The 23194-nt window shown below is 28.8% G+C and carries 24 protein-coding genes, 1 tRNA gene and 1 pseudogene; 17 read left to right on the forward strand and 9 right to left on the reverse strand.

Annotation, left to right across the window (positions count from 1 at the left end):
* Positions 1-23: 23 nt before the first annotated feature.
* The 3 genes from rlmB (at position 24) to CKCE_RS01300 (ending at position 1370) form a co-directional block, all read left to right on the forward strand.
* The gene (gene rlmB, locus CKCE_RS01290) at positions 24-764 is read left to right on the forward strand and encodes a 23S rRNA (guanosine(2251)-2'-O)-methyltransferase RlmB (protein WP_015238519.1); all 741 of its coding nucleotides are present in this window, start codon (positions 24-26) and stop codon (positions 762-764) included.
* 152 nt (positions 765-916) lie between these two features.
* Entirely contained in the window at positions 917-1189 is a 273-nt protein-coding gene (locus CKCE_RS01295) for an HU family DNA-binding protein (protein ID WP_015238520.1), read from the forward strand.
* 105 nt (positions 1190-1294) lie between these two features.
* Positions 1295-1370: transfer RNA gene (locus CKCE_RS01300), tRNA-Val, on the forward strand.
* 54 nt (positions 1371-1424) lie between these two features.
* On the opposite strand, the gene argF is transcribed toward CKCE_RS01300, so the two are convergent.
* Positions 1425-2366, reverse strand: coding sequence for an ornithine carbamoyltransferase (argF, locus tag CKCE_RS01305; protein ID WP_015238521.1), 942 nt, complete (start codon positions 2364-2366; stop codon positions 1425-1427).
* Positions 2367-2549: 183 nt separating this feature from the next.
* On the opposite strand from argF, the gene rdgB reads away from it, so the two are divergent.
* The 6 genes from rdgB to recG all read left to right on the forward strand — a co-directional run bounded on the left by rdgB (position 2550) and on the right by recG (position 7728).
* Complete coding sequence (rdgB, locus tag CKCE_RS01310; RefSeq protein WP_015238522.1) at positions 2550-3173, forward strand: RdgB/HAM1 family non-canonical purine NTP pyrophosphatase; 624 nt, start codon at positions 2550-2552, stop codon at positions 3171-3173.
* A 141-nt stretch (positions 3174-3314) separates the two neighbouring features.
* A complete protein-coding gene (gene hemW, locus CKCE_RS04010; RefSeq protein WP_015238523.1) occupies positions 3315-3974 on the forward strand; it encodes a radical SAM family heme chaperone HemW in 660 nt (219 codons plus the stop codon).
* A gap of 41 nt (positions 3975-4015) precedes the next feature.
* A complete protein-coding gene (locus CKCE_RS04015; protein ID WP_015238524.1) occupies positions 4016-4414 on the forward strand; it encodes a hypothetical protein in 399 nt (132 codons plus the stop codon).
* A gap of 34 nt (positions 4415-4448) precedes the next feature.
* Positions 4449-5222 (forward strand): ferredoxin--NADP reductase, encoded by a 774-nt coding sequence (locus CKCE_RS01320; RefSeq protein WP_015238525.1) that lies wholly within the window; start codon positions 4449-4451, stop codon positions 5220-5222.
* A 21-nt stretch (positions 5223-5243) separates the two neighbouring features.
* Positions 5244-5630 (forward strand): Rid family detoxifying hydrolase, encoded by a 387-nt coding sequence (locus CKCE_RS01325; protein WP_015238526.1) that lies wholly within the window; start codon positions 5244-5246, stop codon positions 5628-5630.
* Between the two features lie 55 nt (positions 5631-5685).
* The gene (recG, locus tag CKCE_RS01330; RefSeq protein WP_015238527.1) at positions 5686-7728 is read left to right on the forward strand and encodes an ATP-dependent DNA helicase RecG; all 2043 of its coding nucleotides are present in this window, start codon (positions 5686-5688) and stop codon (positions 7726-7728) included.
* A 17-nt stretch (positions 7729-7745) separates the two neighbouring features.
* Here recG and CKCE_RS01335 read toward each other — a convergent pair whose 3' ends face one another.
* Positions 7746-8810 (reverse strand): alcohol dehydrogenase, encoded by a 1065-nt coding sequence (locus tag CKCE_RS01335; RefSeq protein WP_015389104.1) that lies wholly within the window; start codon positions 8808-8810, stop codon positions 7746-7748.
* 25 nt (positions 8811-8835) lie between these two features.
* Positions 8836-9714: an archaetidylserine decarboxylase gene (gene asd, locus CKCE_RS01340; protein ID WP_015238529.1), complete on the reverse strand. Its 879-nt coding sequence runs from the start codon at positions 9712-9714 to the stop codon at positions 8836-8838.
* Positions 9715-10173: 459 nt separating this feature from the next.
* Between asd and CKCE_RS01345 the strand changes: the two genes are divergently transcribed.
* The 6 genes from CKCE_RS01345 (at position 10174) to CKCE_RS01370 (ending at position 16870) form a co-directional block, all read left to right on the forward strand.
* Complete coding sequence (locus CKCE_RS01345) at positions 10174-12237, forward strand: carbon starvation CstA family protein (RefSeq protein WP_015238530.1); 2064 nt, start codon at positions 10174-10176, stop codon at positions 12235-12237.
* Positions 12238-12266: 29 nt separating this feature from the next.
* The gene (locus CKCE_RS01350) at positions 12267-12479 is read left to right on the forward strand and encodes a YbdD/YjiX family protein (RefSeq protein WP_015238531.1); all 213 of its coding nucleotides are present in this window, start codon (positions 12267-12269) and stop codon (positions 12477-12479) included.
* Between the two features lie 190 nt (positions 12480-12669).
* The gene (guaB, locus tag CKCE_RS01355; RefSeq protein ID WP_015389102.1) at positions 12670-14130 is read left to right on the forward strand and encodes an IMP dehydrogenase; all 1461 of its coding nucleotides are present in this window, start codon (positions 12670-12672) and stop codon (positions 14128-14130) included.
* A 3-nt stretch (positions 14131-14133) separates the two neighbouring features.
* Entirely contained in the window at positions 14134-15714 is a 1581-nt protein-coding gene (guaA, locus tag CKCE_RS01360) for a glutamine-hydrolyzing GMP synthase (RefSeq protein ID WP_015238533.1), read from the forward strand.
* Positions 15715-15809: 95 nt separating this feature from the next.
* Entirely contained in the window at positions 15810-16097 is a 288-nt protein-coding gene (lplB, locus tag CKCE_RS01365; RefSeq protein ID WP_015238534.1) for a lipoate-protein ligase small subunit, read from the forward strand.
* The gene (locus CKCE_RS01370; protein WP_015238535.1) at positions 16088-16870 is read left to right on the forward strand and encodes a lipoate--protein ligase family protein; all 783 of its coding nucleotides are present in this window, start codon (positions 16088-16090) and stop codon (positions 16868-16870) included. Before lplB ends, CKCE_RS01370 begins: the two co-directional genes overlap by 10 nt.
* Positions 16871-16873: 3 nt before the next feature.
* On the opposite strand, the pseudogene CKCE_RS01375 reads toward CKCE_RS01370, so the two are convergent.
* From CKCE_RS01375 to mltG, 4 genes and pseudogenes are all read right to left on the reverse strand, one after another.
* Positions 16874-17649: pseudogene (locus CKCE_RS01375) on the reverse strand (TatD family hydrolase).
* Positions 17650-17701: 52 nt separating this feature from the next.
* Positions 17702-18697 (reverse strand): hypothetical protein, encoded by a 996-nt coding sequence (locus tag CKCE_RS01380; RefSeq protein WP_015238537.1) that lies wholly within the window; start codon positions 18695-18697, stop codon positions 17702-17704.
* A complete protein-coding gene (gene tmk / locus CKCE_RS01385) occupies positions 18694-19314 on the reverse strand; it encodes a dTMP kinase (RefSeq protein WP_015238538.1) in 621 nt (206 codons plus the stop codon). Before tmk ends, CKCE_RS01380 begins: the two co-directional genes overlap by 4 nt.
* A complete protein-coding gene (gene mltG / locus CKCE_RS01390; protein WP_015238539.1) occupies positions 19311-20303 on the reverse strand; it encodes an endolytic transglycosylase MltG in 993 nt (330 codons plus the stop codon). Before mltG ends, tmk begins: the two co-directional genes overlap by 4 nt.
* Before the next feature lie 117 nt (positions 20304-20420).
* On the opposite strand from mltG, the gene ygfZ reads away from it, so the two are divergent.
* Positions 20421-21395 (forward strand): CAF17-like 4Fe-4S cluster assembly/insertion protein YgfZ, encoded by a 975-nt coding sequence (ygfZ, locus tag CKCE_RS01395; RefSeq protein ID WP_015238540.1) that lies wholly within the window; start codon positions 20421-20423, stop codon positions 21393-21395.
* On the opposite strand, the gene CKCE_RS01400 is transcribed toward ygfZ, so the two are convergent.
* Together CKCE_RS01400 and CKCE_RS01405 are read right to left on the reverse strand one after the other, a co-directional pair.
* Positions 21385-22074, reverse strand: a complete 690-nt coding sequence (locus tag CKCE_RS01400) for a VIT1/CCC1 transporter family protein (RefSeq protein ID WP_015238541.1) — start codon at positions 22072-22074, stop codon at positions 21385-21387. The genes ygfZ and CKCE_RS01400 overlap by 11 nt on opposite strands.
* A gap of 26 nt (positions 22075-22100) precedes the next feature.
* Positions 22101-22424, reverse strand: coding sequence for an RnfH family protein (locus tag CKCE_RS01405; RefSeq protein WP_015238542.1), 324 nt, complete (start codon positions 22422-22424; stop codon positions 22101-22103).
* 264 nt (positions 22425-22688) lie between these two features.
* Between CKCE_RS01405 and smpB the strand changes: the two genes are divergently transcribed.
* Positions 22689-23159 carry an SsrA-binding protein SmpB gene (gene smpB / locus CKCE_RS01410; RefSeq protein ID WP_015238543.1) on the forward strand — a complete coding sequence of 157 codons (471 nt, stop codon included), beginning with the start codon at positions 22689-22691 and terminating at the stop codon, positions 23157-23159.
* Positions 23160-23194: the final 35 nt, after the last annotated feature.

Consider the following 23194-nt stretch of genomic DNA (forward strand, 5'->3'; position numbering starts at 1 on the left):
TTAACAACAAGGATAATTTATATATGTCATCTACAAAGACTATAGCTGGATTTCATGCTATTCTTGCCAGACTACATCATTATCCTGAATCTATTAAAACCATATATATTGACGCCAAACGTCATGATAAAAGAAGTATTTTTTTATTAGATAAAATAAATAATGTTGGCTGTAAAGTTTGCCATGTTGAAACAAATAGACTGGATAATATGACTGGTGGCATGAGACATCAGGGAGTAGTAGCTATATGCAATGAAGTCAAGTTACCTAATGATATAGAAGAAATTCTAGATGATCTTCAAGAACCTGCTTTATTGCTAATCCTTGATGGAGTTACTGATCCTCATAATTTAGGAGCATGTTTAAGAACTGCTAATGCTGCTGGTGTACATGCTGTTATAGCTCCTCGTAATAGATCAGCTAGTATAAATGATATTGTTTATAAAGTATCATCTGGAGCAGCAGATATCACACCATATATTATGGTAACTAATCTCGCTAGAGTTTTGAGAGATTTAAAAGATATGGATGTATGTCTAGTTGGTACTGATGAAAATGCTGTAAACAATATATATACAGTAAATGCTACTAAATCCATGGCATGGGTACTGGGGTCTGAAGGTAAAGGTATGCGCCGTCTAACTAGAGAATCATGTGACTATTTAGTTAATATACCTATGTTAGGGGCGGTAGAAAGTTTAAATGTAAGTGTAGCTAGTTCTTTATGTTTGTACGAAAGCGTACGTCAAAGAAACTATTGTTAAATAGACTGATTGTATGCTTATATGTTTATCCAAACAACACTTTAATTTTATTAATTACATCATCTTTAGTAACAGGCTTAATGTTGATATATAATTTGTTATAAACAATTTATTTTTTATAAAATTAGGAACAATTCTTAGGGGATATTTATATGAATAAAACCGAGCTTATCGATCAAATAGCTGTTAGTGCTGATATTTCTAAAGCTGCAGCAAACCGTGCGATTGATGCTTTTATAAACGTAATCAAAGAAACTATGAAAAAAGGAGATACACTCACTCTAGTTGGATTTGGTTCTTTTGCAGTATCAACAAGAGCAGCTCGTAATGGACGAAATCCAAGAACTGGAGAAGTTATTAAAATCAAAAAAACTAGAGTACCAAAATTCAGACCAGGGAAAACATTAAAAGAAGCTGTAAATTAACAACATTGTTAATCATATTTGTTATGAATATAAAAAATATGATATTATTTACTTTATATAGAATCATTTTTTAAATTTCTATCATTTGGTATGAAATTTATGATAGGGTGCTTAGCTCAGCTGGTAGAGCGGCGCCCTTACAAGGCGTAGGTCACAGGTTCGATCCCTGTAGCACCCACCATTAAATACGAAACAGCTTATTACATGTAATAAGCTGTTTTTATATACATTAAAATTAGAGTTTTCCCAAAAGCAAGAATTCCATTAAAGCTTTTTGAATATGCAAACGATTTTCAGCTTCATCCCATACGACACTTTGTGGGCCTTCTAAAACATCATTTGTTACTTCTTCTCCACGATGTGCTGGTAAACAATGCATAAACAAAGCGTCTGTATTAGCAGATGACATCATTTTTGAGTTAACACACCAATCAGAAAAAGCTTTATGACGTATGATATTTTCTTCTTCATATCCCATACTTGTCCATACATCAGTTGTTACAAGATCTACTCCTTTACAAGCTTCATAAGGGCTGTCAAACTGCCTTAAAATCTTATCAGAAATATTACCTATACGATTTTTTTCCATTTTATAGCCATTAGGAGCAGAGATATGAAGAGTAAAACCTAAAATCTCTGCTGCTTGCAACCAGGTATAAGACATATTATTAGCATCTCCTATCCATGCAACTTTCTTATTCTCTATAGAACCTCTATGTTCTATAAATGTAAGAATATCAGCTAATATTTGACATGGATGAAATTCATTAGTTAAACCATTAATAACAGGAACCCTAGAATGTGCAGCAAAACGCTTCAGTCTTTCTTGCTCAAATGTTCTAATCATCACAATATCGACCATTCTAGATATTACTCTTGCTGTATCTTCAATAGGCTCTGATCTTCCAAGTTGAGAGTCATTAGAGGTTAAATTAATAGCGCATCCTCCCATTTGATAAATTCCAGCTTCAAAAGATACTCTGGTTCGAGTACTGGCTTTCTCAAAAATCATAGCTAAAGTTCTGTCATGAAGCGGCATATGCGGTTCATATTTTTTAAATTTATCTTTTATAAAAATAGCTCTATTTAATACATAAATAATTTCTTCTTTGCTAAAATCTTTTAATTCTAAAAAATGACGCATATTTATTTTTTTATTACTTGAAGAATTAATCATATTCACCCAGCTCCATTAATTGTTATGAAAATAACTATTATTACTATATGTGAGTATTCGTATGTATACTTAAAAATACAAAACATCATACTAATTATACTTAACAAAAAAACATTAATAAAGAAACTAAATATTAGTAAAATATTTCTGAATCTTTCATACTAAAATTATTACCACTATACTATGAATAAAATTGATTGCATAAATAACAAATTAGTAATTGCTTCCAGCAATAAAGAAAAATTAATAGAAATTACAAGTTTTTTTAAAGATTTTGATTTATCTATATATTTGCAGAGCGATTTTGGCATACATACTAATGATGAACGTAATAATACTTTTATTGAAAATGCTCTAAATAAGGCTAGACATGTGAGTAGACTCACTGGCCTTCCTTCTTTAGCAGAAGATTCTGGATTATGTGTCAATTCATTATCAGGAGCCCCAGGTATTTTTTCTGCTAGATACTCCTCTTTTTCAAATAAAGAAAATTCTGATAGTAAATTAAATAATGAATTACTAATAAAAAATTTAAAAGGACTCGAAGATAGAAGGGCATACTACATTAGTATAGTTGTTATTTTAAGGAATCCTAATGATCATAGGCCATTGATAACAGAAGGTATATTACATGGAGAAATTGTAGAAAAAGCCTCTGGAAATAATGGTTTCGGATATGACCCACATTTTTTTGTGCCTAGCATAGGCAAAACACTTGCTTCTATTACGCTATCTGAAAAAAATAAAATTAGTCATAGAGCAAAAGCTTTTGAAAAAATGATTCAGAAATTAAAATTTACAAATTAAATTAACAACATTGCTCATGAAAAAAATAATAAATATATATCAAAAAAAAGATATTTTAGAAATGGGATATAAAGATAATATCAAAAATGTTTTTTTTTAAAACCACCACCATTATCTTTGTATATACATATACCATGGTGTGTGAGCAAATGTCCTTATTGTGATTTTAATTCGCATTCTATAAAAAACATTAATTCAATACCAGAAGAAGAGTATATAAATGCTTTAAAAATAGAAATAGAGCAATCATTGCCTTTAGTATGGGGTAGGAAAATAATATCGGTATATATAGGAGGTGGTACTCCAAGCCTTCTAAAGGCTAGTTCCATAAATAAAATTATGGAATTGCTTAGAACATTTTTTAATTTAAGCTCCCAAATTGAAATAACTATAGAAATGAATCCTGGAACTGTAGATTCTAGCAAAATCAAAGAATTTGTTACTAGTGGTATAAATAGAATTTCTATAGGAGTACAGAGTTTCAATAATAGCAAATTAAAAATTCTTGGAAGGATTCATAATAAATCAGATGCTATTAAAACAATTCAAACAGCTCAATCATTAATTGATAATATTAATATAGATATAATGTTTGCTTTGCCAGGACAAAATATTGAAGATTGTTTGATGGATTTGAAAGAACCTATATTATCTGAAGTTAATCATGTATCTATGTATAATTTAACAATAGAAAAAAATACATTATTTGCAAAAAATACTCCTGAAAATCTTCCAGATGAAGATAATAGCGCTATAATGCAGGATATAATAGAAAAAAATTATTTGATAAAAACATTATAAGATATGAAATTTCAGCATATTCTAAAGATGGGTTTCAATCAGTGCATAATAAGAACTATTGGACTTTTGGAGATTATTTAGGAATAGGCCCTGGAGCACATAGTAAGCTTTCCTTTCAAGATCATATCATAAGAATAAAAAGAATATATAATCCAAATCTTTGGATCAAAACTACAATGCAAAATGAAAAGAAATCAAGCAATAAAAAAATATTACAAATAAATGAAATACCATTTGAATTTATGCTTAATGCCCTAAGATTAAAAAATGGTGTAAAAAGATCTTTATTTCAAGAACGAACTGGATTGTTTATTAATATAATAGATAAACAATTAAAAATAGCTTATGAAAAAAAACTTCTAGAAGAGAACTGTACTAACATAAAAGCAACAGATCTAGGATGGAGGTTTTTAAATAACTTACAGGAGATTTTTTTATAAAAAATTAATTTTTTATAAAAAATTAATTCGAATTATGGCAAGTGTCAATGTAGAAAAAGTTTTAAAAGTATATCACTGGAATGAAAATTTATTCTCTTTTATAACTACAAGAAATAAGTCTTTTAGATTTGAAAATGGTCATTTTGTTATGTTAGGTATTAAAATAGAAGATAAACCTATTATGAGAGCATATAGCATCGTTAGTGCTAATTATGAAGAAAATTTAGAATTTTTTAGCATTAAAGTTCCAAATGGAAAACTAACTTCTCATTTAAAAGAATTAAAAATTGGAGATGAAGTTTTAATAAGCAATAAATCTGTAGGAACTCTAGTTATAGATAGTTTAAATAAAGGAAAAAATTTATACTTACTTGCTACTGGCACAGGTCTAGCTCCATTTATGAGCATAATAAAAGATTTTTCTATATATGAAAGATTTGAAAAAATCATATTAGTCCATAGTGTACGCAAGAAAAGTGATTTGGCATATAGAGACTATATAGAAAGTAATTTAGATAATAATGAATTATTGGGAGGTTTAGTAGAAAAACAACTTATATATTATCCTACTGTAACCCAGGAACAATTCTATAATAATTCCAGGATTACTAATTTATTATTATCAGATAATTTTTTTCTAGATATAAAATTACCAAAAATTAACCCTACTAATGATCGAGTTATGATTTGTGGTAATTCTGAAGCTTTAGTTGACATTAGTATTATTTTAAATAATATTGGATTTAAAGGATCATTAGGAATTAATAAACCTGGTGATTATGTTTTGGAAAAAGCTTTCGTAAATTAATTTAAAACATAGGAGATTTCAATGAACAAGGAAATTATTCACACAAACAAAGCTCCAGAAGCTGTTGGTCCATATTCGCAAGCAGTAGCATGTTCTGCCAATAAACTTGTTTTTTTATCTGGTCAAATAGGACTCGATCCTAATACAGGAAAACTTATAGAAGGTGATTTTGAATTACAGGTTCGTCAATCTTTTAATAATATGCAAGCTGTTATAGAAGCTTCAAATGCTACTTTAGCTAATGTGGTAAAGATGAATTTATTCTTAACAGATCTTACAAAATTTGATGTTGTTAATAAAATTATGTCTGAAATATTTCCAAAGCCATTTCCTTCAAGATCAACAGTTGGAGTATTAAATTTGCCTAAATCTGCTGAATTTGAAGTAGAAGCAATATTAGCTTTGTAATGGTCAAGAGCAATTCAGATATCTTATTTATATTTTTATATAGTTAATTTCTTATATGGATAAGAAAACTGAAAAATCTATTCAAAACAAACTGATAAAATTAAAGCTATATACGCAAAATGACTACATATTTCATATACCACTAAGATATGAAAATGAAACTAAATTAACAAAAATTATAGATATACCTTTATCCACCTATATCTTAACAGAAGGTGTCATCATTGATGTTAAGATATTGGATAATAGGTTTAAAAATAAAGTTTTAATTGTTATTATCAAAGATGATACTGGATACTTGCAACTTCGATGGCTACATTTTTTTAGTTCACAAATTACAAAATTTATTATAGGAAATAAAATTAGAGTAGGAGGAGAAGCTAAAAGAAAACAATCTGAATTAGAAATTATACACCCTAGAATTTACAATATTAACACCAAACTATCCAAAAAATTAACTCCAATATATTCTACTATAAAGGGCTTAAGTCAAATAAAAATCAGAAAAATAATCTTAGAAGAATTAACAAAGACAATAACTGATACTTTACCAGATAATATAGTAAAACATTTTAATCTAATGGCTTTTGATGAGGCTATAAAATATTTACATTATCCTCCACCTTACAATTCTTTGAGTCTATCTACTGAAAAAAAACATCCTGCTTGGACAAGGATAAAATTTGATGAGTTACTGGCTCATGAACTTTCCATTGGAATAATACGTCAAGATAGAATGCAAAAAAAAGCTTATTGCTTACCAAAAAATAGTAAATTTATAAAAAACTTAGCTACCTTTATTGATAATTTAGAATTTACTCTTACAGATTCTCAGCAATATGTAATTAATGAAATTTCGAATGACTTATCTATGAGTTTCCCCATGAACAGATTGTTACAAGGGGATGTAGGATGTGGTAAAACTGTTGTAGCTACTATTGCTGCTATTCAAGCTATAAGTTCAAATAAACAAGTTGCACTTATGACACCCACCGAAATTTTAACAGAGCAGCATTTTTATAAGATACAAGAATACTGCAAAAAATTAGAAATTATTGTTGAATATATTAGTAGCAATAAATCAATAAAAGATAAAAAAAGCATTAAAGAACGAGTTATTTCAGGCGAAATAAACTTTATAATAGGTACTCAATCTTTAATACAAGAACATATTTATTTTAATAACTTAGGTCTGTTAATTATTGATGAGCAACATCGTTTTGGCGTAGAACAAAGATCCGTTTTTTATAATAAAGGGATCTATATAGATAAAAATTCTGTAATATATCCTCATTTATTATCCATGAGTGCTACACCAATACCTAGAACATTAGCTATGACTCTATTAGACGATATGGACATATCTACAATAAAATCATTGCCTAAAGACAGAAAACCAATAATTACGAAATTGATATCTGATGATAGGCGAGAAGAGGTATTGACAAAAATAGTAAAATTTATTAAAAATGGACGCCAAGCTTATTGGGTATGCCCAATGATAGTAGAAAATGAAAAAATTGATTTACAAAATGCAGTTGATACTTTTGAAGATATAAAGAAAAGGTTTCCTGATTTAAAAATTGGTTTAATACATAGCAATTTAGCTAATAATTTAAAGAATGAAATCATGCAATCTTTTAGAAATGGTAATATAAATTTGTTAGTTGCAACGACAGTAATCGAAGTAGGAGTAGATGTTCCAAACGCATCTTTGATGACTATAGAACATTCTGAAAGATTTGGACTAGCACAATTACATCAATTGCGAGGAAGAATTGGAAGAGGAATTGACCAATCAATATGTATACTACTTTATCAAAAACCATTATCTTTGATAGCAAAAAAAAGACTCAGAGCTATCTTTAAGACACTCGATGGTTTTAAAATAGCACAGTATGATTTATTAATAAGAGGTCCGGGAGACTTTTTAGGAACTAAACAATCAGGAGTTAATTTATTTAGATTTGCAGATATAGAAACTGATCAAGACATATTACAAAAATCTAAGGAAGCTGCTTTAATAATAAAAAAATATAATCCTGAATGTATAAATCCACATATTAGCAGGTGGAAGAAAAATGATAACTATATTTGATGAAAATGACAATTTAGCTAAATATTATTAATAATGACGGCTCTACCAACAACCTTACCAGATCTTAAATCTGACAGCGCTTCATTAAGCTTATCAAAATCATATTTCTTAATTTGTACTGGTTCTAATTTTTGATCAATTACCAATTTCATTAATTCATTAAATTCAGATAAATTACCAACATAACTTCCTATGATTTTTAAAGCTTTCATAGGAATGAATGCTAATGGCCAGTTTGATAAACCACCAAACATACCAACTATAATTAATGCTCCTGATTTTTCTAAGATATCAAAAGATGCTTTTGTAGTGTTAGAGTTTCCAACTAGATCAATGACAGCATGATACTTATGATTAGAATTATGATCTAGTAATTTCTTTACTAAATGTTCGTCATTATAATCAAAAACAGCTAAAGCGCCTGCTTCTAAAGCGGCCTGTTTTTTATTTAAATCATTAGTTATAACAATACTGCCATAACCACCAAGAGCTTTCAAAATAGAAACAGCCATTAATCCCAAACCACCAGCACCAAAAATTACAACTGGCTTTTTCTTATAGATATTTTTCTCAATCTTATTAATTGCTGAATATGTAGTTAATCCAGCACAAGCATACTGAGCTATCATAGCAGGATCCATATTTTTAATATTTACGAGATATTTATAATGAGGAACTAAGATATATTCTGCAAACCCTCCTGGTTTATTTATGCCAAGATATTGAGGACTTAAGCAGTAATTTTCACATGATTCTTTACAATTTTCACAGATTCCACAACCTATCCACGGATATACTATATAATTACCACCTATTTCTATATCTTTAACATCTTCTCCCTTAGCAACAACATTTCCAACTATTTCATGACCAAGAACTAGAGGTAATTCAATCCCTCTATCTTTTAATTCAAATTTTTTACCCATACCAATATCATAATATCCGTTACATAAATGGATATCACTATGACATATTCCAGATGCCTTTACTTTCAACAAAACCTGGTTTGTATGAGGAACAGGTAAGTCTATATCTTTTTCCTGCAAGGGTGATGAAAAATTATTAAGACAATAGCATTTCATAAATATCTCTTAGTATTAGCAATAATTAAAAAATGAAATTACCTATTTCTTGACCAAATAAAATTTCACTTTGTTCAGAAAGAGAGTAATCCCATCTTATATTTTCATTTGACCCAAATAGAACTATTACAGTAGATCCTAATTGGAATCTAGCCATCTCATCTCCTTTATTTAGAGTGAGTGGTTTAATTAGATCTTGTCTATGAAAGGTAAATGGTTTTGACAATAAAGACTTCGGTTTAACTAAGCCAGTCCATACAGTTTCGATAGAAGATACTATCATAGATCCAACCAAGACTATAGCAATAGGACCATTTATACTATCAAATAAACAAATAACTCTCTCATTACGTGCAAATAAATTAGGAACATATTTCACTACTGTTGGATTAACAGAAAACAGCTTACCAGGTATATATTTGATTTTTGTTAAAGTAGCATCAAAAGGCATATGCACACGATGATAATTTTTAGGTGATAAATATATGTTTATAAAATTGCCATCACTAAATTTAATATAATCTAGTGAATCATTTCCTAAAAGGCTAGCTACGCTATACTTGTGATTCTTAGCTTGAATAATTGAATTATTATATATTCTTCCAAATTGACTAATAAAACCATCTGCTGGAGATAATATTGAACTTATATTGTTTTTTTTATTTAACAATCTATTTTGTGTTTTTATGGAACGGGTAAAAAAATCATTGAAACAAGTATAATCATCATATTTTTTTATATCACAATATGTTAAATCAATATCATATTTTTTTATAAAGCTAAGTATCATCAAATTTTTAAGCCAAACTACCCGACAATTTGCAGCAAAGAAAAAAAACTTAGAAATAAGATGATGAGGCAATAAAAATTGGCCTATTAATAAAAAAATATCTTTAATTCGCATATTACAGTAGTGTTATTTTATATGTTAATTTAAATGCAATATAGATATAATAAATAATTTACTAATCCTAAAATATTCAAACAATTGTATAATACAAATCTATAAATATAAATTTATTTTCCCGTAATATTGAAAACAAATTAAAAAAAACCGTGCAATCAAATCCACAGTGCCATATAATTGCTCGTTATTTACTATAAGTTTTTAGGGGGTAGTAATAATGTGTTAAGTAATTATTAAAAACATAATAATTATCAAATTATCATTTTAGTAGTTATATGATTATTTAATATCATAAATTAACAGATAAAGACATATAGCTAAATCAGCAAACCTAGCTGAAATTATGGGTTATAGCTATTTTTTTTCGTTTAGATTCTAAAAACAGTATTTAGTGAATTATTATTCTCAAATCATTACGGGCTCGTAAATCACTTCATACGAGAGGAGTTACTTATTATGCAAAGTAGTACTAGGAGCTGTCGTCAGCACCTAATATGGATATTAATATCAATTGTCGGAGCTTTTGCTCTTGGTTTTATCGCTTTAAATCGTGGAGAAAGCATAAATGCTTTATGGATTTTAGTAGCCTCAATTTGTGTATACCTTATAGCATATCGTTATTATAGTAGATTTATCGCACACAAAGTTTTCCAACTAAATGCTAAACGCATAACACCAGCTTGGAAGTATAATGATGGGATTGATTATGTACCAACAAACAAACATGTGTTATTTGGACATCATTTTGCTGCTATAGCAGGAGCTGGCCCTCTAGTTGGTCCAGTTTTGGCTGCGCAAATTGGTTATTTGCCAGGAATGTTATGGATTTTAGCTGGAGTCGTTTTTGTAGGAGCAGTTCAAGATTTTGTTGTTTTGTTTATTTCAACTAGAAGAGATGGAAGATCTATTGGAGATATAATAAAATCAGAATTAGGAGATGCACCTGGTTTATTAGCATTATTTGGCACGTTCATTATAATGGTAATTATACTAGCAGTTCTTGCGTTAATTGTTGTAAAAGCATTAACAAACTCTCCATGGGGCACATTTACTGTTGCAGCAACAGTACCGATAGCTATTTTCATGGGTGTTTATCTAAGATATCTAAGACCAGGAAGAATAGGTGAGATATCTATTATTGGTTTTGTCTTACTGATGGCAGCTATAGTTTTTGGTCAAAAAGCTGTTAATAATGATATATTGTTATTTCTCTTTGACTTAGATGGAAAAAAATTAACCTGGATTTTAATAGGCTATGGGTTTATAGCATCTGTATTACCAGTGTGGTTACTATTAGCACCTCGTGATTATTTATCTACTTTTTTAAAAATAGGAACGATAATAGGCTTGGCAGTTGGCATAGTGATAGTTGCCCCAACAATCAAAATGCCTTCAATAGTTACTCAATTTGCAGATGGAAATGGTCCTGTATGGTCAGGGCAACTTTTTCCATTTCTTTTTATAACAATAGCATGTGGAGCTGTATCGGGGTTTCATGCTCTTATAGCTTCAGGAACAACACCTAAACTTATAGAAAATGAAATTCAAACTAGATATATAGGATATGGTAGTATGTTGATGGAATCATTTGTAGCTATTATGGCATTAATAGCTGCAAGCATAATAGATCCAGGTATTTATTATGCTATGAATAGTCCAGCAGCATTAATAGGAACAACCCCAGAAGAAGTAGCTAGTGTAGTTTCAAGTTGGGGATTTGTTATAACACCAGAAGATTTAATAAGAGTAGCAGATGAGGTCGGGGAAAGTAGTATTATTTCTCGTGTGGGAGGAGCTCCTACATTAGCTGTATGTATGGCTCATATATTTCACCAAGTAATAGGTGGTTCAGGGATGATGGGTTTTTGGTATCATTTCGCTATACTATTTGAGGCTCTTTTTATATTAACAGCTGTAGATGCAGGAACTAGAGCAGGTAGATTCATGCTTCAAGATCTCATAGGGGCATTTATACCTTCTTTTAAACGTACAGATTCATTAGTATCCAGCATTATCGCTACTAGTATGTGTGTGGCTGCCTGGGGATATTTTTTATATCAAGGAGTAGTAGACCCTTTAGGAGGCATAAATACACTGTGGCCTCTATTTGGCATGGCGAATCAAATGTTAGCTGCTATAGCACTAATACTAAGCACAGTAGTGCTATTTAAAATGAAAAGAGATAAGTACGCTTGGGTTACAATAATACCAACCATATGGTTATTAATATGTACTTTTGCTGCTTCTTACCATAAGTTGTTTGATAACAATCCAAATATTGGATTTATAGCACACGCTAATATGTATAAGGATGCTATTAAACAAGGGCTTATTCTTTCTCCAGCAAAAACAATATCTGAAATGCAAATGGTCATCAAAAATGACTATATAAACGCATCTCTGTGCTCGCTATTCATGTTTGTTGTATTAGGTATAGCTTTATATGGAATACGCTCTATACTTATAGCAAGAAAAAACCCAAAACCTACTTGCATTGAATCAGATTTTAATGCTATTTAAGCATATAGTTTTTATAGGATGGTTTTAAAATGATATTTAGTATGTTAAATAAAAAAGCGTCTGTAGCCAGCAAATATCTAGGTCAAACACTAAGATTAATGGTTGGAATACAAGACTATGATCAATATATTAACCACATGAAAAAAAATCATCCTGATAAAACACCATTAAGTTATGAAGATTTTTTTAAGGCATGTCAAGATTCTAAATATGGCGGCAACGGAAATATTAAATGTTGTTAAACACAATATATTAATAGCAAAAAAAATCTAATAATAGTATTAGGGTTACTAAAATAACCTTAATACTATTTTTTTGTGAAACATTGTTAAATAATGATAATAATTATGTTGCTTATCTAACAAAATAGCGTTATTTATTTTTATAAAAAAAGTATAATATCACTTTATATAAAATTATTAGATATTAACAATGCTTACTTTGAAAAAGGCTTTCACATTTGACGATGTGTTGTTAGTTCCTGCATATTCAGAAATATTACCTAAAAACACTTCTCTTACAACAAAACTTACAAAAAATATTGAACTAAAAATACCTTTTGTATCTGCAGCAATGGATACAGTAACCGAGTTTAGTTTAGCAATTGCCCTTGCACAGGAAGGGGGCATTGGAATAATACATAAAAATCTTACACCTGATCAACAAGCTCATGAAGTTTCAAGAGTGAAAAGACATGAATTTGGAATTGTTATAGACCCTATAACTGTAACACCGAATATGAATGTTGCCGAAGCTATAAACTTACAACGAAAATTTGGAATTTCTGGTTTACCAGTAGTTGAAAATGGTAAAGTTGTAGGAATTATAACTAATAGAGATTTGCGTTTTGAAACCAATTTGAATCAACCATTAAAAAATGTAATGACCCCTAAAGAACGCCTAGTAGTAATGGAAGAGGGCGCGACTTTATTAGATGCACAAGCTTTAATGCATAAACATAGGCTGGAAAGGGTCCTTATAGTAAATTCTGATTTTGAATTGCGTGGATTAGCTACTGTTAAAGACATAGTTAAAAATACAGAGCATCCAACAGCTAATAAAGACTCTCGTGGTCAATTAAGAGTTGGAGCAGCTGTAGGAATAGGAAATGAAACAACAGAACGTGTCGAAAAATTAGTTCATGCTGGTGTTGATGTAATAGTTGTAGATACCGCTCATGGTCATTCTCTAGGAGTATTAAAAACCATCAGCTGGATAAAATCGAATTATCCTCAAATTGATATTATAGGTGGTAATATTGCTACAGCGAGAGCAGCTAAAGCATTAGCAGAGCATGGAGCTGATGGAGTAAAGGTAGGTATAGGACCAGGTTCTATATGCACAACTAGAATAATTTCTGGTGTTGGAGTTCCTCAAATAACAGCCATAAGTGAAGTTGCAAAAGCTTTAAACAATACAGATGTTTCCATAATAGCTGATGGTGGCATTAGATATTCTGGTGACATTGCGAAAGCTATAGCAGCTGGTGCCCATTCTTGTATGATGGGCAGCATTTTTGCTGGAACATCAGAAGCTCCTGGAGAAGAAAGTTTATTTCAGGGAAGAACCTATAAATCCTATAGAGGCATGGGAAGCATTGGAGCCATGGAAAAGGGTTCAGCTGATAGATATTTCCAAGGTCATTATAAAACAGCTGATAAATTGGTTCCAGAAGGAGTAGAAGGAAGAGTACCTTACAAAGGCAGTGTTATCTCAATCATATATCAATTAATAGGTGGTTTAAGAGCTGCCATGGGTTATTGTGGATGTGCAACAATAAATGACTTAAGAACTAAAACTGAGTTTGTTGAAATTACTTCTGCTGGAGTTAGTGAATCACATGTTCATGATATACATATTACAAAAGAAGCTCCTAATTATAGGTCAGAATAATTTATGAATAAAAACATACTAATTGTTGACTGTGGTTCTCAAGTTACTCAACTGATTGCTCGTAGAATAAGAGAAATAGGTATATACACAACGGTAATTAATCACAATTCTGTAGAACAAGATTATTTAGTTGAACAAATAAATAAAGGATTGGCTGGAATTATAATATCTGGTAGTCACGAATCAATTAATAAAGAATCTCCAGATAAAATTAAAAAATATATATTTAAATTAGGTATTCCTGTGCTTGGAATTTGTTATGGCATGCAGTCTATGGCTAATCAATTAGGCGGAGAAGTAAGTGTTTCAACAAATAGAGAATATGGGCATGCCGAAATTACAATATCAAACGAAAGCGAACTATTAGGTGCAATTCAAGAAATCAATCCTAATAGTACTTTAAAAGTTTGGATGAGTCATGGTGATACAGTAACAAAGTTACCAGATGGTTTTAAAAAAATTGCTCATACAAATTCTGCAATTGCTGGGATGGAAAACAATGAAAAAAAACTGTATGCTTTACAATTTCATCCAGAAGTTACACATACTGAATTAGGTAAAAAAATTCTAGAAAGATTTGTAATAAACATCTGTAATTGTCAATATAACTGGGATATGCCAAGTTATATTGAACAAGCAATTACAAATATCAAATCAACAGTAGGTAATGATAAAGTTATACTGGGACTATCTGGTGGTGTAGACTCATCTGTTGCTGCAGTCTTAATAAACAAAGCTATTGGCAAAAAATTAACTTGTATATTTGTAGATCATGGTCTTATGAGATTAAATGAAAAAGAACAAGTAAAGACAATGTTTTCCTCATTTGATATAAATGTTATTTATTGCAATGCTTCAGAATTATTCTTAAAAAAGTTAGAGGGTGTTACTGATCCTGAAAAGAAAAGAAAAATAATAGGGAATGAATTTATTAATGTGTTTCAAGAAGAAGCAAAAAAAATTGGTAATGTTAAATGGCTTGCTCAAGGAACCATATATCCAGACATAATAGAATCTTCAAAAGAAAAAAATGGGATATCTAATGTTATAAAATCACATCATAATGTTGGAGGTCTTCCTGAAAAAATGAACCTTTCTTTATTAGAGCCGTTAAAATATCTCTTTAAAGATGAGGTAAGAAAAATAGGTATAGAGCTTGGAATTCCATACGACATGATATGTCGTCATCCTTTTCCTGGACCTGGTTTAGCTGTAAGGATAATAGGAGAAATCAAAGAAGAATTTATAAAAATTCTACAAAGTGCTGATAATATTTTTATAGATGAATTAAAAAGTAACAAAAATATTTTAAACAATAAAAGTTGGTATGATTCTGTCTCTCAAGCCTTTGCTGTATTTTTGCCTATTAAGTCTGTTGGGGTTATGGGTGATGGACGTACATATGAATACGTTATAGTTTTAAGATCTGTAGATACTTCAGATTTCATGACAGCAAATTGGTCAGATATACCTGCATCTTTATTATCAAAAATTTCTTCTAGAATAATTAACGAAGTTTCTGGCATTAATAGAGTTGTTTATGATATTTCTAATAAACCTCCATCTACCATAGAATGGGAATAAAATAATGTATACGCATAATATATATTATGTAAAGTAATGTGTATATTATAATACTTGCTCCTGTAAAATGAATATCACTTAAGGAATTAATATAAATGCATGGAGAATATAAAGCACCTGGAAATAAATTGGTAATGATAGACTTTGAAATTGACCATGATAATAATACGATATATAACGTACAAATAAGCGGCGATTTTTTTCTTGAGCCATCTGAAGCATTAAATATTATGAATGAATCTTTAAATGGTTTACCAATTGAATCAAATGATGAATTTATAAAAAAAACAATAGAAAAAAATCTACCTGAAAATACAGAATTTATCGGATTCTCAACCACAGATATTGTAGTAACAATAAAAAGGGCTTTGTTATGTCCATAAAAAAATGGGATGATTATAAATGGCAACTGATATATGGTGCCCCTCAAGATCCAAATATACATATGGCTTTAGATCAACAAATTACAGAAGATGTTAACCTAGGCATAAGATTACCTACACTAAGAATATGGGAATGGGATTCTTCTGCTATAGTATTAGGACGATTTCAATCTGTAAAAAATGAAGTTAATAAATTATATGCTGATAAATATAACTTAAAAATAGTTAGAAGAATCACAGGTGGTGGAGCTATGTTTATAGAGCCAGGAAATACTATTACATATTCTATTAGCCTTCCTAAAGAATTGGTTCTAAATTTAACATTCCAAGAATCATATAAATTTCTAGACAGCTGGGTAGTTGACTCTTTTAAAGAATTAGGTGTATCTGTAAAGTATAAACCACTAAATGATATAGAATCAGAAAATGGAAAAAAGATAGGTGGAGCGGCTCAAGCAAGATTATCCAAAGCAATACTACATCATACTACTATAGCATATTCTATAGATCAGGAGAAAATGGCAAAAGCACTACGTATTAGCAAAGAAAAAATATCTGATAAAGGCATAGAAAGTGCAAATAAAAGAGTAGATAACACAACTCTTACAAGCACAGGATTATCCAGATTAGAGTTTATTCAAAACATGATAAAGCATTTTTCAAAAATATGTCATGTTGAAAAAATTGAGTTAGATAAAAAAACAATGAACTTGGCAAAAAAAATATCTAAAGAAAAATTCTCAACAGAATCTTGGATAAACATAGTCCCTTAAATTTCATAATCCTATCTTTGAAAATAAAGAAAAAAAGTTTTTTCTTGATGCATTGGCAACATCCTCAACTGTTGTTTTACGTAATTCTGCTATTTTATTGGCTACATAAACAACATTGGCTGGATTATTAACTTTTCCTCTATATGGCTCCGGTGATAAATACGGCGAATCTGTCTCTATAAGAATCCTATCTAACGGAACTTTTGATGCTACCTCATGAACTATCTTAGCATTTTTAAAAGTGACTATCCCTGATATAGATATATAAAAATTTAAATCCATTGCCAATTTTGCGGCATCCCAGTTCTCAGTAAAACAGTGCATTACACCACCAACATCTCTAGCACCCTCTTCTTTTAGAATATTTAATGTATCTATAATTGCAGATCTAGTATGTATTATTAAAGGTAATGTGGATATCTTTGCAGCCCTTATATGCTGGCGAAAGCGATTTCTTTGCCAATCTAAATCTTGATGATCATGACTATGATAATCTAAACCTGTTTCTCCTATTGCAACTATTTTTTTATTATGTTTTGCTAATAAGCATAATTCTTCTATAGAAAACTCTTCCTTATCTAAACATTCAGGATGCATTCCTACAGAAGCATATAAATTGCTATAATTTGAGATTAGTTTTAGTATATTATTAAATTTTTTTTATCTATACCCGCAACTAAAGCATAATCAACTTTAGCATTAGACATTTGAGTCATTATCAGATCGATGCCTTTGTCAAATTCTTGCAAATCCAAGTGACAGTGCGAATCTACAAACATTTTAAAATCCTTTGTTATTTAAATGATGTTATTACATTATTTAAAATATTATTTAAAAAAATTTTTTTATTAACTTGCTGATCAGATAATTTCTTTTTTTATTTAACCAAATAAAATTATTTATTAAAGAATCAGTAGATGTTCTAATACTTAACTTATCTAAAATATTTTTCAAATCTATAAAATATTTTGGAGTAATTTTATATGAAACTAAAACTAAATCAAAAAATAATTTTTGAAAAATATCAATTAATTCATTAATAGGAATATCATCAGGGTAACTCTCTAATAGTGAATAAATATGAATATCTAAATTATTAGATAACAATTGTAAAAATTCATACACCCAAGATGGACAAGGATTCTTTCTATGAGAGCTATAACGCAATGCATCTATTGGAGCATTACTAGAAAAACTTAACCAATGATTAGGGTTGTCTAGATTATTATTTTTAAGCCAACTCAAAGAAATTTGATAATCAGGAATTGGCAAATGTAAAATTTGACAACGAGACACTATTGTTGGTAATAATTTATCTAGGCAATCAGATACTATAAGAAAAAAAACATCATCACTAGGCTCTTCTAGCATTTTTAATAAGGCATTAGAAGAAATAATATTTAAATTATCAGCTTTATATATAATGACAATCTTTTTATTATTACGATATGACTTAACATTAATCCATGGAATTATATCTCTTATTTGATTTATACGAATTTCATTAGAAATATGTGAAATATTTTTTTTCTCATCAAAAGATGTACTAATAATAATTTTTTTTTCATCAGCTATTGAATTTGGCATTAATAACTTAAAATCAGGATGGTTATTTTTTTCTATCAAATTACAAGATGTACATTTTTGACAGGCAAACTTACTATCATAATTTTCACATAAAAAAGAGGCAGCAAATGCAGTCGAAAATTCAAATTTGCCTATACCTTTTAAGCCATATAAGATTATCGCATGGTGTACTTTATCAGAATTTTTCAAGTATTTATTTGCAATTTCTATTTGCCAAGGAAAAAACGAATTTTCGATCATATTGTTCTATCAAAATTAATATAGTTAATTATTTCTGTTTGTATCTCATTAATAGAATTTGCAGCATTTATAATTTTAATTCTTTTGCTATCAATTTCAGCTCTTTTTATGTAACCTTTCCTTATATTATCAAAAAATAATTTATCTTTTTTTTCGAATTTGTCTAAATCTTTATTATTTATAAATCTTAAATTCATAACCTCAAAAGAAATATCAAACAAAAAAGTTATATCTGGTTGCAAAGAAAAATTTACCCATGACTCTAAATCTCTAATTAGATTGATATCTAATTTTTTACCATAACCTTGATAAGCATAAGTAGAATCGATAAATCTGTCACATATAACCCATTTTCCACTCAATAAAGATGGTTCTATAATTTTTTTAAAATGCTCAAAGCGAGCTGCAAACAATAGTAATGTTTCTGTTTCAACGAACATATCTGTATTCAGTATTAAGTCTCTTATATTCTCTCCCAATTTAGTTCCACCAGGTTCCCTAGTAAGCACCAGATCTATACCCTTGGACTTCAAAAAATTAGCTAACCAATAAGCCTGAGTACTCTTACCTGCACCATCTATGCCATCAAATGTTATAAATTTTCCAGGAACAATCATTTATTTTCCTTTGACTTCAATATATATTCTTTTATTTTACTATTATGAGATTCGTAAGTAATGGAAAAAACAGTAGTGCCATCACCTCTAGCTACATAATATATATAATTATGTGATTCTGGATTTAAAGCGGCCCATAAAGAAGATTCACTAACTGATGAAATTGGAGTGCTAGGCAAGCCATACCGAGTATAGGTATTCCATGGAGTATCTTTTTTTAAATCAAATTTAGTGATCTTCCCTGAAAAATTATTACCAATACCATATATAACTGTAGGATCTGATTGTAAACGCATACCTAACTTTAATCTATTATGTAATACTCCACTAATAACTGCTTTTTCCATATAGTTACTTGCTTCTTTCTCTATGATAGAACCCAAAATAATGGCCTCATAGGGAGTATTAATAATTGTACTAACTTTTCTTTTTTTCCATAATTTACTGATAATTTCATTAGATTTTTCATACGACATCTTTAAAACATCAAAATCTGTAGTATCAAAAGATATATAATATGTATCTGGATGAAACAATCCTTCAGGGCTTAATATTTTGGACCCTAATAATTTCATTAAATCAGAGTCATTAACGTCAGTTATTGTCTTCTTAAGATATATATTACTCTCTAATGCTTTACGAAATTGACTGAAATTCCAACCTTCCAAAAATGTTATATGATTATAGTAGCATTTACCTAGTACAAAATTATTCATTATATTGAAAGGAGTATCAATATTTGATAGTTTATATTCTCCAGACTTAAAAGATTTATCAGTATTGTAAATATATGTCATCCAAATGAAATTTCTAACATTGATATTAAAGCCCTTCTCATTAATTAACTTAGCTACTTTTTTGGCTGTATAACCATTTTTAATTATAATTCTAACATCACTATTTTTAGAAAATGATAATGGTTTCTTAGTCCATAATATAAATAATATGAATAAAAAATAAAAAACAGATGTTACAATTATAAATAGCAAATATATAAGTTTTTTAATTTTATTTGTAAACAATCTTTGATCCTATTGTAAAAATTTCTTGATAAATTAACTATATTTTAAAATAGTTAACCATCATGAAATTATCAAAATAAAGCTATGAAAACAGATTTTTCTTTTTACACACAACTAAATGATTTTAGTATTATAAGTATCACTGGTAAAGATAGTGAATCTTTTATACAAAGACAATATACACAAGATATTATAAATATATTTCAAGATAAAGCTTGTTTCTCTGGGTATTGCTCTCATAATGGAAAAGTTTTATTTACTACAATACTATGGAAAGAATTTGATAATAATACTAAAAATATTTACTGCATAATAAAAAATGATATTGTCGAATATTTTATTAAAAGATTGCAATTATTTATACTAAAATCTGACGTTGATATAAAAATTCATAAACAAGAACTACTTGGAGTATGTTTTGCAATAAATGATAAAACTTCATTTGAAGAAAAACATTCTATTCATTTAAAAGATGATGAATTTGAGATATCACATAATAAGTTTGGAACTTGGATTTCTGCCCCTTCAAATAATAATAAAAGATTTTGGCTAATTACTAACAATATTAGTTATCAAAAATTTATAAATAGCAATTTTTTTGAAATAAAAAAAACACAGGCTTTATATCAAAATATATGGCATTACAATGATTTCTGTACGAACCTCCCATTTATTGGAATACAAAATAGTAATTTATTTATAGCACAAAGTATCAATTTAGATTTAATCGGAGCTATTAGCTTTGACAAAGGTTGCTATCCTGGACAAGAAGTTATTGCAAGAATTCATTATAAAAATAAAATCAAATACAGAATGACTCTTGGTTTCTGTTATTTAAATAATTCTGTAATAAATAAAAATTTAATAGGGTATGATGTTTTCAACAAAGATGATTTAATAGAATGCGGACGTATTATAGATCATGTAACTTTAGATAATAAAATATTCATTTTATTAGAATTAGATATAAATTGTAATAATAAAAATATAGAATTATATATGAAGCACCCCAGCCAAAGTTTTGAATTGCAAAATAGCTTACAAATTTTTATAAAATAAACTCGAAAACACTTCCCGAAAAAGATGCTATTATCATAGATATAGCACCTAAAATAGAAATTCTTCTTATAGCTGGCCAAATTTTTGCTCCGCCTGTTATAGCAGAAACAGCACCTAAAATAGCTAAACAAATAACAGAACCAACTATGATTGATGGAATCAAACACCATACCGGAACTATGATAGAGATCATTATTGGCAATATAGACCCTAAAGCGAATGATATAGATGACGCTAATGCAGCCTGTAATGGACGAGCCCTGTTATGTATTAATATACCTAATTCATCTCTAGCATGAGCATCTAAAGCGTTATGATCAGTTAATTGGCTTGCTACTTGAGTAGCTAAATCATATGATACCCCTCTATCAACATATATTGAGATTAATTCTTCTAGCTCTTCTTCATGGTTTTTTTTAAGCGAATATTGTTCCATCTGTAAATCAGCATTTTCTATATCTGCTTGAGACTGTACTGATACATACTCACCAACAGCCATAGACAAAGATCCTGCAATTAAGCCAACTATTCCTGCACTAATAATGGTGAAATAGTCGTAACTAGTTGATGCTATACCTGTTATTAAACTAGAAGTAGAAATAATACCATCATTCGCTCCTAATACAGATGCTCTTAACCAAGCGGACCTAAAAATTTTGTGATGTTCTTTTGCTGGCATAAAATATGCTAAATTAATCTAATCAATTATAACTTGTTTTGTTTTGTTTTTCTTTGTTTTGTCAACCTGATTAACCTAGAATCTCTGGGATCAGATAATAATTTTCTATATATTTCAACTCTATCGTTATCGTACAATTCACTATCTAGTTTTTTTAATTTACCAAACACTCCTATATTATCTGATAAATAATCAATACTTTTAATACTTAATATATTTTTAGAAAAATATAAAGCATCTCTTATCGTAGAATTCTTTGGCATAATAATTTCTTCATTGTACAAAGAACCTGATTCATCAATATATACTATGGTAATATTAATATTTTGATTAATACGATTGGCTGACATATAAAATCACTATTTTTGTAAAAAATACAAATCTATTTATTAAATGTATTTTAACTATTTTAATATTAAAAAGATAAATAATTTCAAAACTATAGGCATAATATTATTTTTTAATAACATAACTATACTATAGAATAAACAAGTATATTTGGTATAAATTATAAGTACAAATAAATAATTTAAAATTTACTAGTTTTTTATAAAAAATTCTAAATCAAAAAAATATAATTTAAGAGTTAAAAACAACAATTATCAATAATTTATATGAAAATAACAGAAAACAGAAAAGCTTATCATGATTATTTTATAGAAGATAAATTCGAAGCTGGAATAGTATTACAAGGATGGGAAGTTAAAGCGATCAGGAGTAAAAATGTAAGCATAAAAGAAGGATACATAATTATAAAAAATGGAGAAATATATATAATTGGAATGCATATAAGTCCACTTAAAACTATTTCCAACCATATAACTCCTGATCCTTATAGAACAAGAAAATTATTGCTCAATAACAATGAAATTAAAAAATTGATTGGAAAAGTTGATCAAAAAGGCTTTACATTAATTCCATTAAACTTACATTATAAAAACAATCTAATTAAACTAGATATGGCTCTAGGTAAAGGTAAAAAAATGTATGATAAACGTAATGATTCTAAAGAAAAAGAATCAAAAAAAGAACAAGAAAGATTTCTAAAAAGCAAATTAAAAACCTATTCCAATAACAAAGATTAACAATTCATTGTTTTCACATAATCAAACATAACTTA

It is taken from the genome of Candidatus Kinetoplastibacterium crithidii (ex Angomonas deanei ATCC 30255) (genome assembly GCF_000319225.1).
Lineage (GTDB): Bacteria > Pseudomonadota > Gammaproteobacteria > Burkholderiales > Burkholderiaceae_B > Kinetoplastidibacterium > Kinetoplastidibacterium crithidii_B.

What these genes read in the sequence shown, in the direction of transcription:
- rlmB (WP_015238519.1), top strand. Translation starts at nt 24, where the DNA reads ATGTCATCTACAAAGACTATAGCTGGATTTCATGCTATTCTTGCCAGA.
- CKCE_RS01295 (WP_015238520.1), top strand. Translation starts at nt 917, where the DNA reads ATGAATAAAACCGAGCTTATCGATCAAATAGCTGTTAGTGCTGATATT.
- argF (WP_015238521.1), bottom strand. Translation starts at nt 2,366, where the DNA reads ATGATTAATTCTTCAAGTAATAAAAAAATAAATATGCGTCATTTTTTA.
- rdgB (WP_015238522.1), top strand. Translation starts at nt 2,550, where the DNA reads ATGAATAAAATTGATTGCATAAATAACAAATTAGTAATTGCTTCCAGC.
- CKCE_RS01320 (WP_015238525.1), top strand. Translation starts at nt 4,449, where the DNA reads ATGGCAAGTGTCAATGTAGAAAAAGTTTTAAAAGTATATCACTGGAAT.
- CKCE_RS01325 (WP_015238526.1), top strand. Translation starts at nt 5,244, where the DNA reads ATGAACAAGGAAATTATTCACACAAACAAAGCTCCAGAAGCTGTTGGT.
- recG (WP_015238527.1), top strand. Translation starts at nt 5,686, where the DNA reads ATGGATAAGAAAACTGAAAAATCTATTCAAAACAAACTGATAAAATTA.
- CKCE_RS01335 (WP_015389104.1), bottom strand. Translation starts at nt 8,810, where the DNA reads ATGAAATGCTATTGTCTTAATAATTTTTCATCACCCTTGCAGGAAAAA.
- asd (WP_015238529.1), bottom strand. Translation starts at nt 9,714, where the DNA reads ATGCGAATTAAAGATATTTTTTTATTAATAGGCCAATTTTTATTGCCT.
- CKCE_RS01345 (WP_015238530.1), top strand. Translation starts at nt 10,174, where the DNA reads ATGCAAAGTAGTACTAGGAGCTGTCGTCAGCACCTAATATGGATATTA.
- CKCE_RS01350 (WP_015238531.1), top strand. Translation starts at nt 12,267, where the DNA reads ATGATATTTAGTATGTTAAATAAAAAAGCGTCTGTAGCCAGCAAATAT.
- guaB (WP_015389102.1), top strand. Translation starts at nt 12,670, where the DNA reads ATGCTTACTTTGAAAAAGGCTTTCACATTTGACGATGTGTTGTTAGTT.
- guaA (WP_015238533.1), top strand. Translation starts at nt 14,134, where the DNA reads ATGAATAAAAACATACTAATTGTTGACTGTGGTTCTCAAGTTACTCAA.
- lplB (WP_015238534.1), top strand. Translation starts at nt 15,810, where the DNA reads ATGCATGGAGAATATAAAGCACCTGGAAATAAATTGGTAATGATAGAC.
- CKCE_RS01370 (WP_015238535.1), top strand. Translation starts at nt 16,088, where the DNA reads ATGTCCATAAAAAAATGGGATGATTATAAATGGCAACTGATATATGGT.
- CKCE_RS01380 (WP_015238537.1), bottom strand. Translation starts at nt 18,697, where the DNA reads ATGATCGAAAATTCGTTTTTTCCTTGGCAAATAGAAATTGCAAATAAA.
- tmk (WP_015238538.1), bottom strand. Translation starts at nt 19,314, where the DNA reads ATGATTGTTCCTGGAAAATTTATAACATTTGATGGCATAGATGGTGCA.
- ygfZ (WP_015238540.1), top strand. Translation starts at nt 20,421, where the DNA reads ATGAAAACAGATTTTTCTTTTTACACACAACTAAATGATTTTAGTATT.
- CKCE_RS01400 (WP_015238541.1), bottom strand. Translation starts at nt 22,074, where the DNA reads ATGCCAGCAAAAGAACATCACAAAATTTTTAGGTCCGCTTGGTTAAGA.
- CKCE_RS01405 (WP_015238542.1), bottom strand. Translation starts at nt 22,424, where the DNA reads ATGTCAGCCAATCGTATTAATCAAAATATTAATATTACCATAGTATAT.
- smpB (WP_015238543.1), top strand. Translation starts at nt 22,689, where the DNA reads ATGAAAATAACAGAAAACAGAAAAGCTTATCATGATTATTTTATAGAA.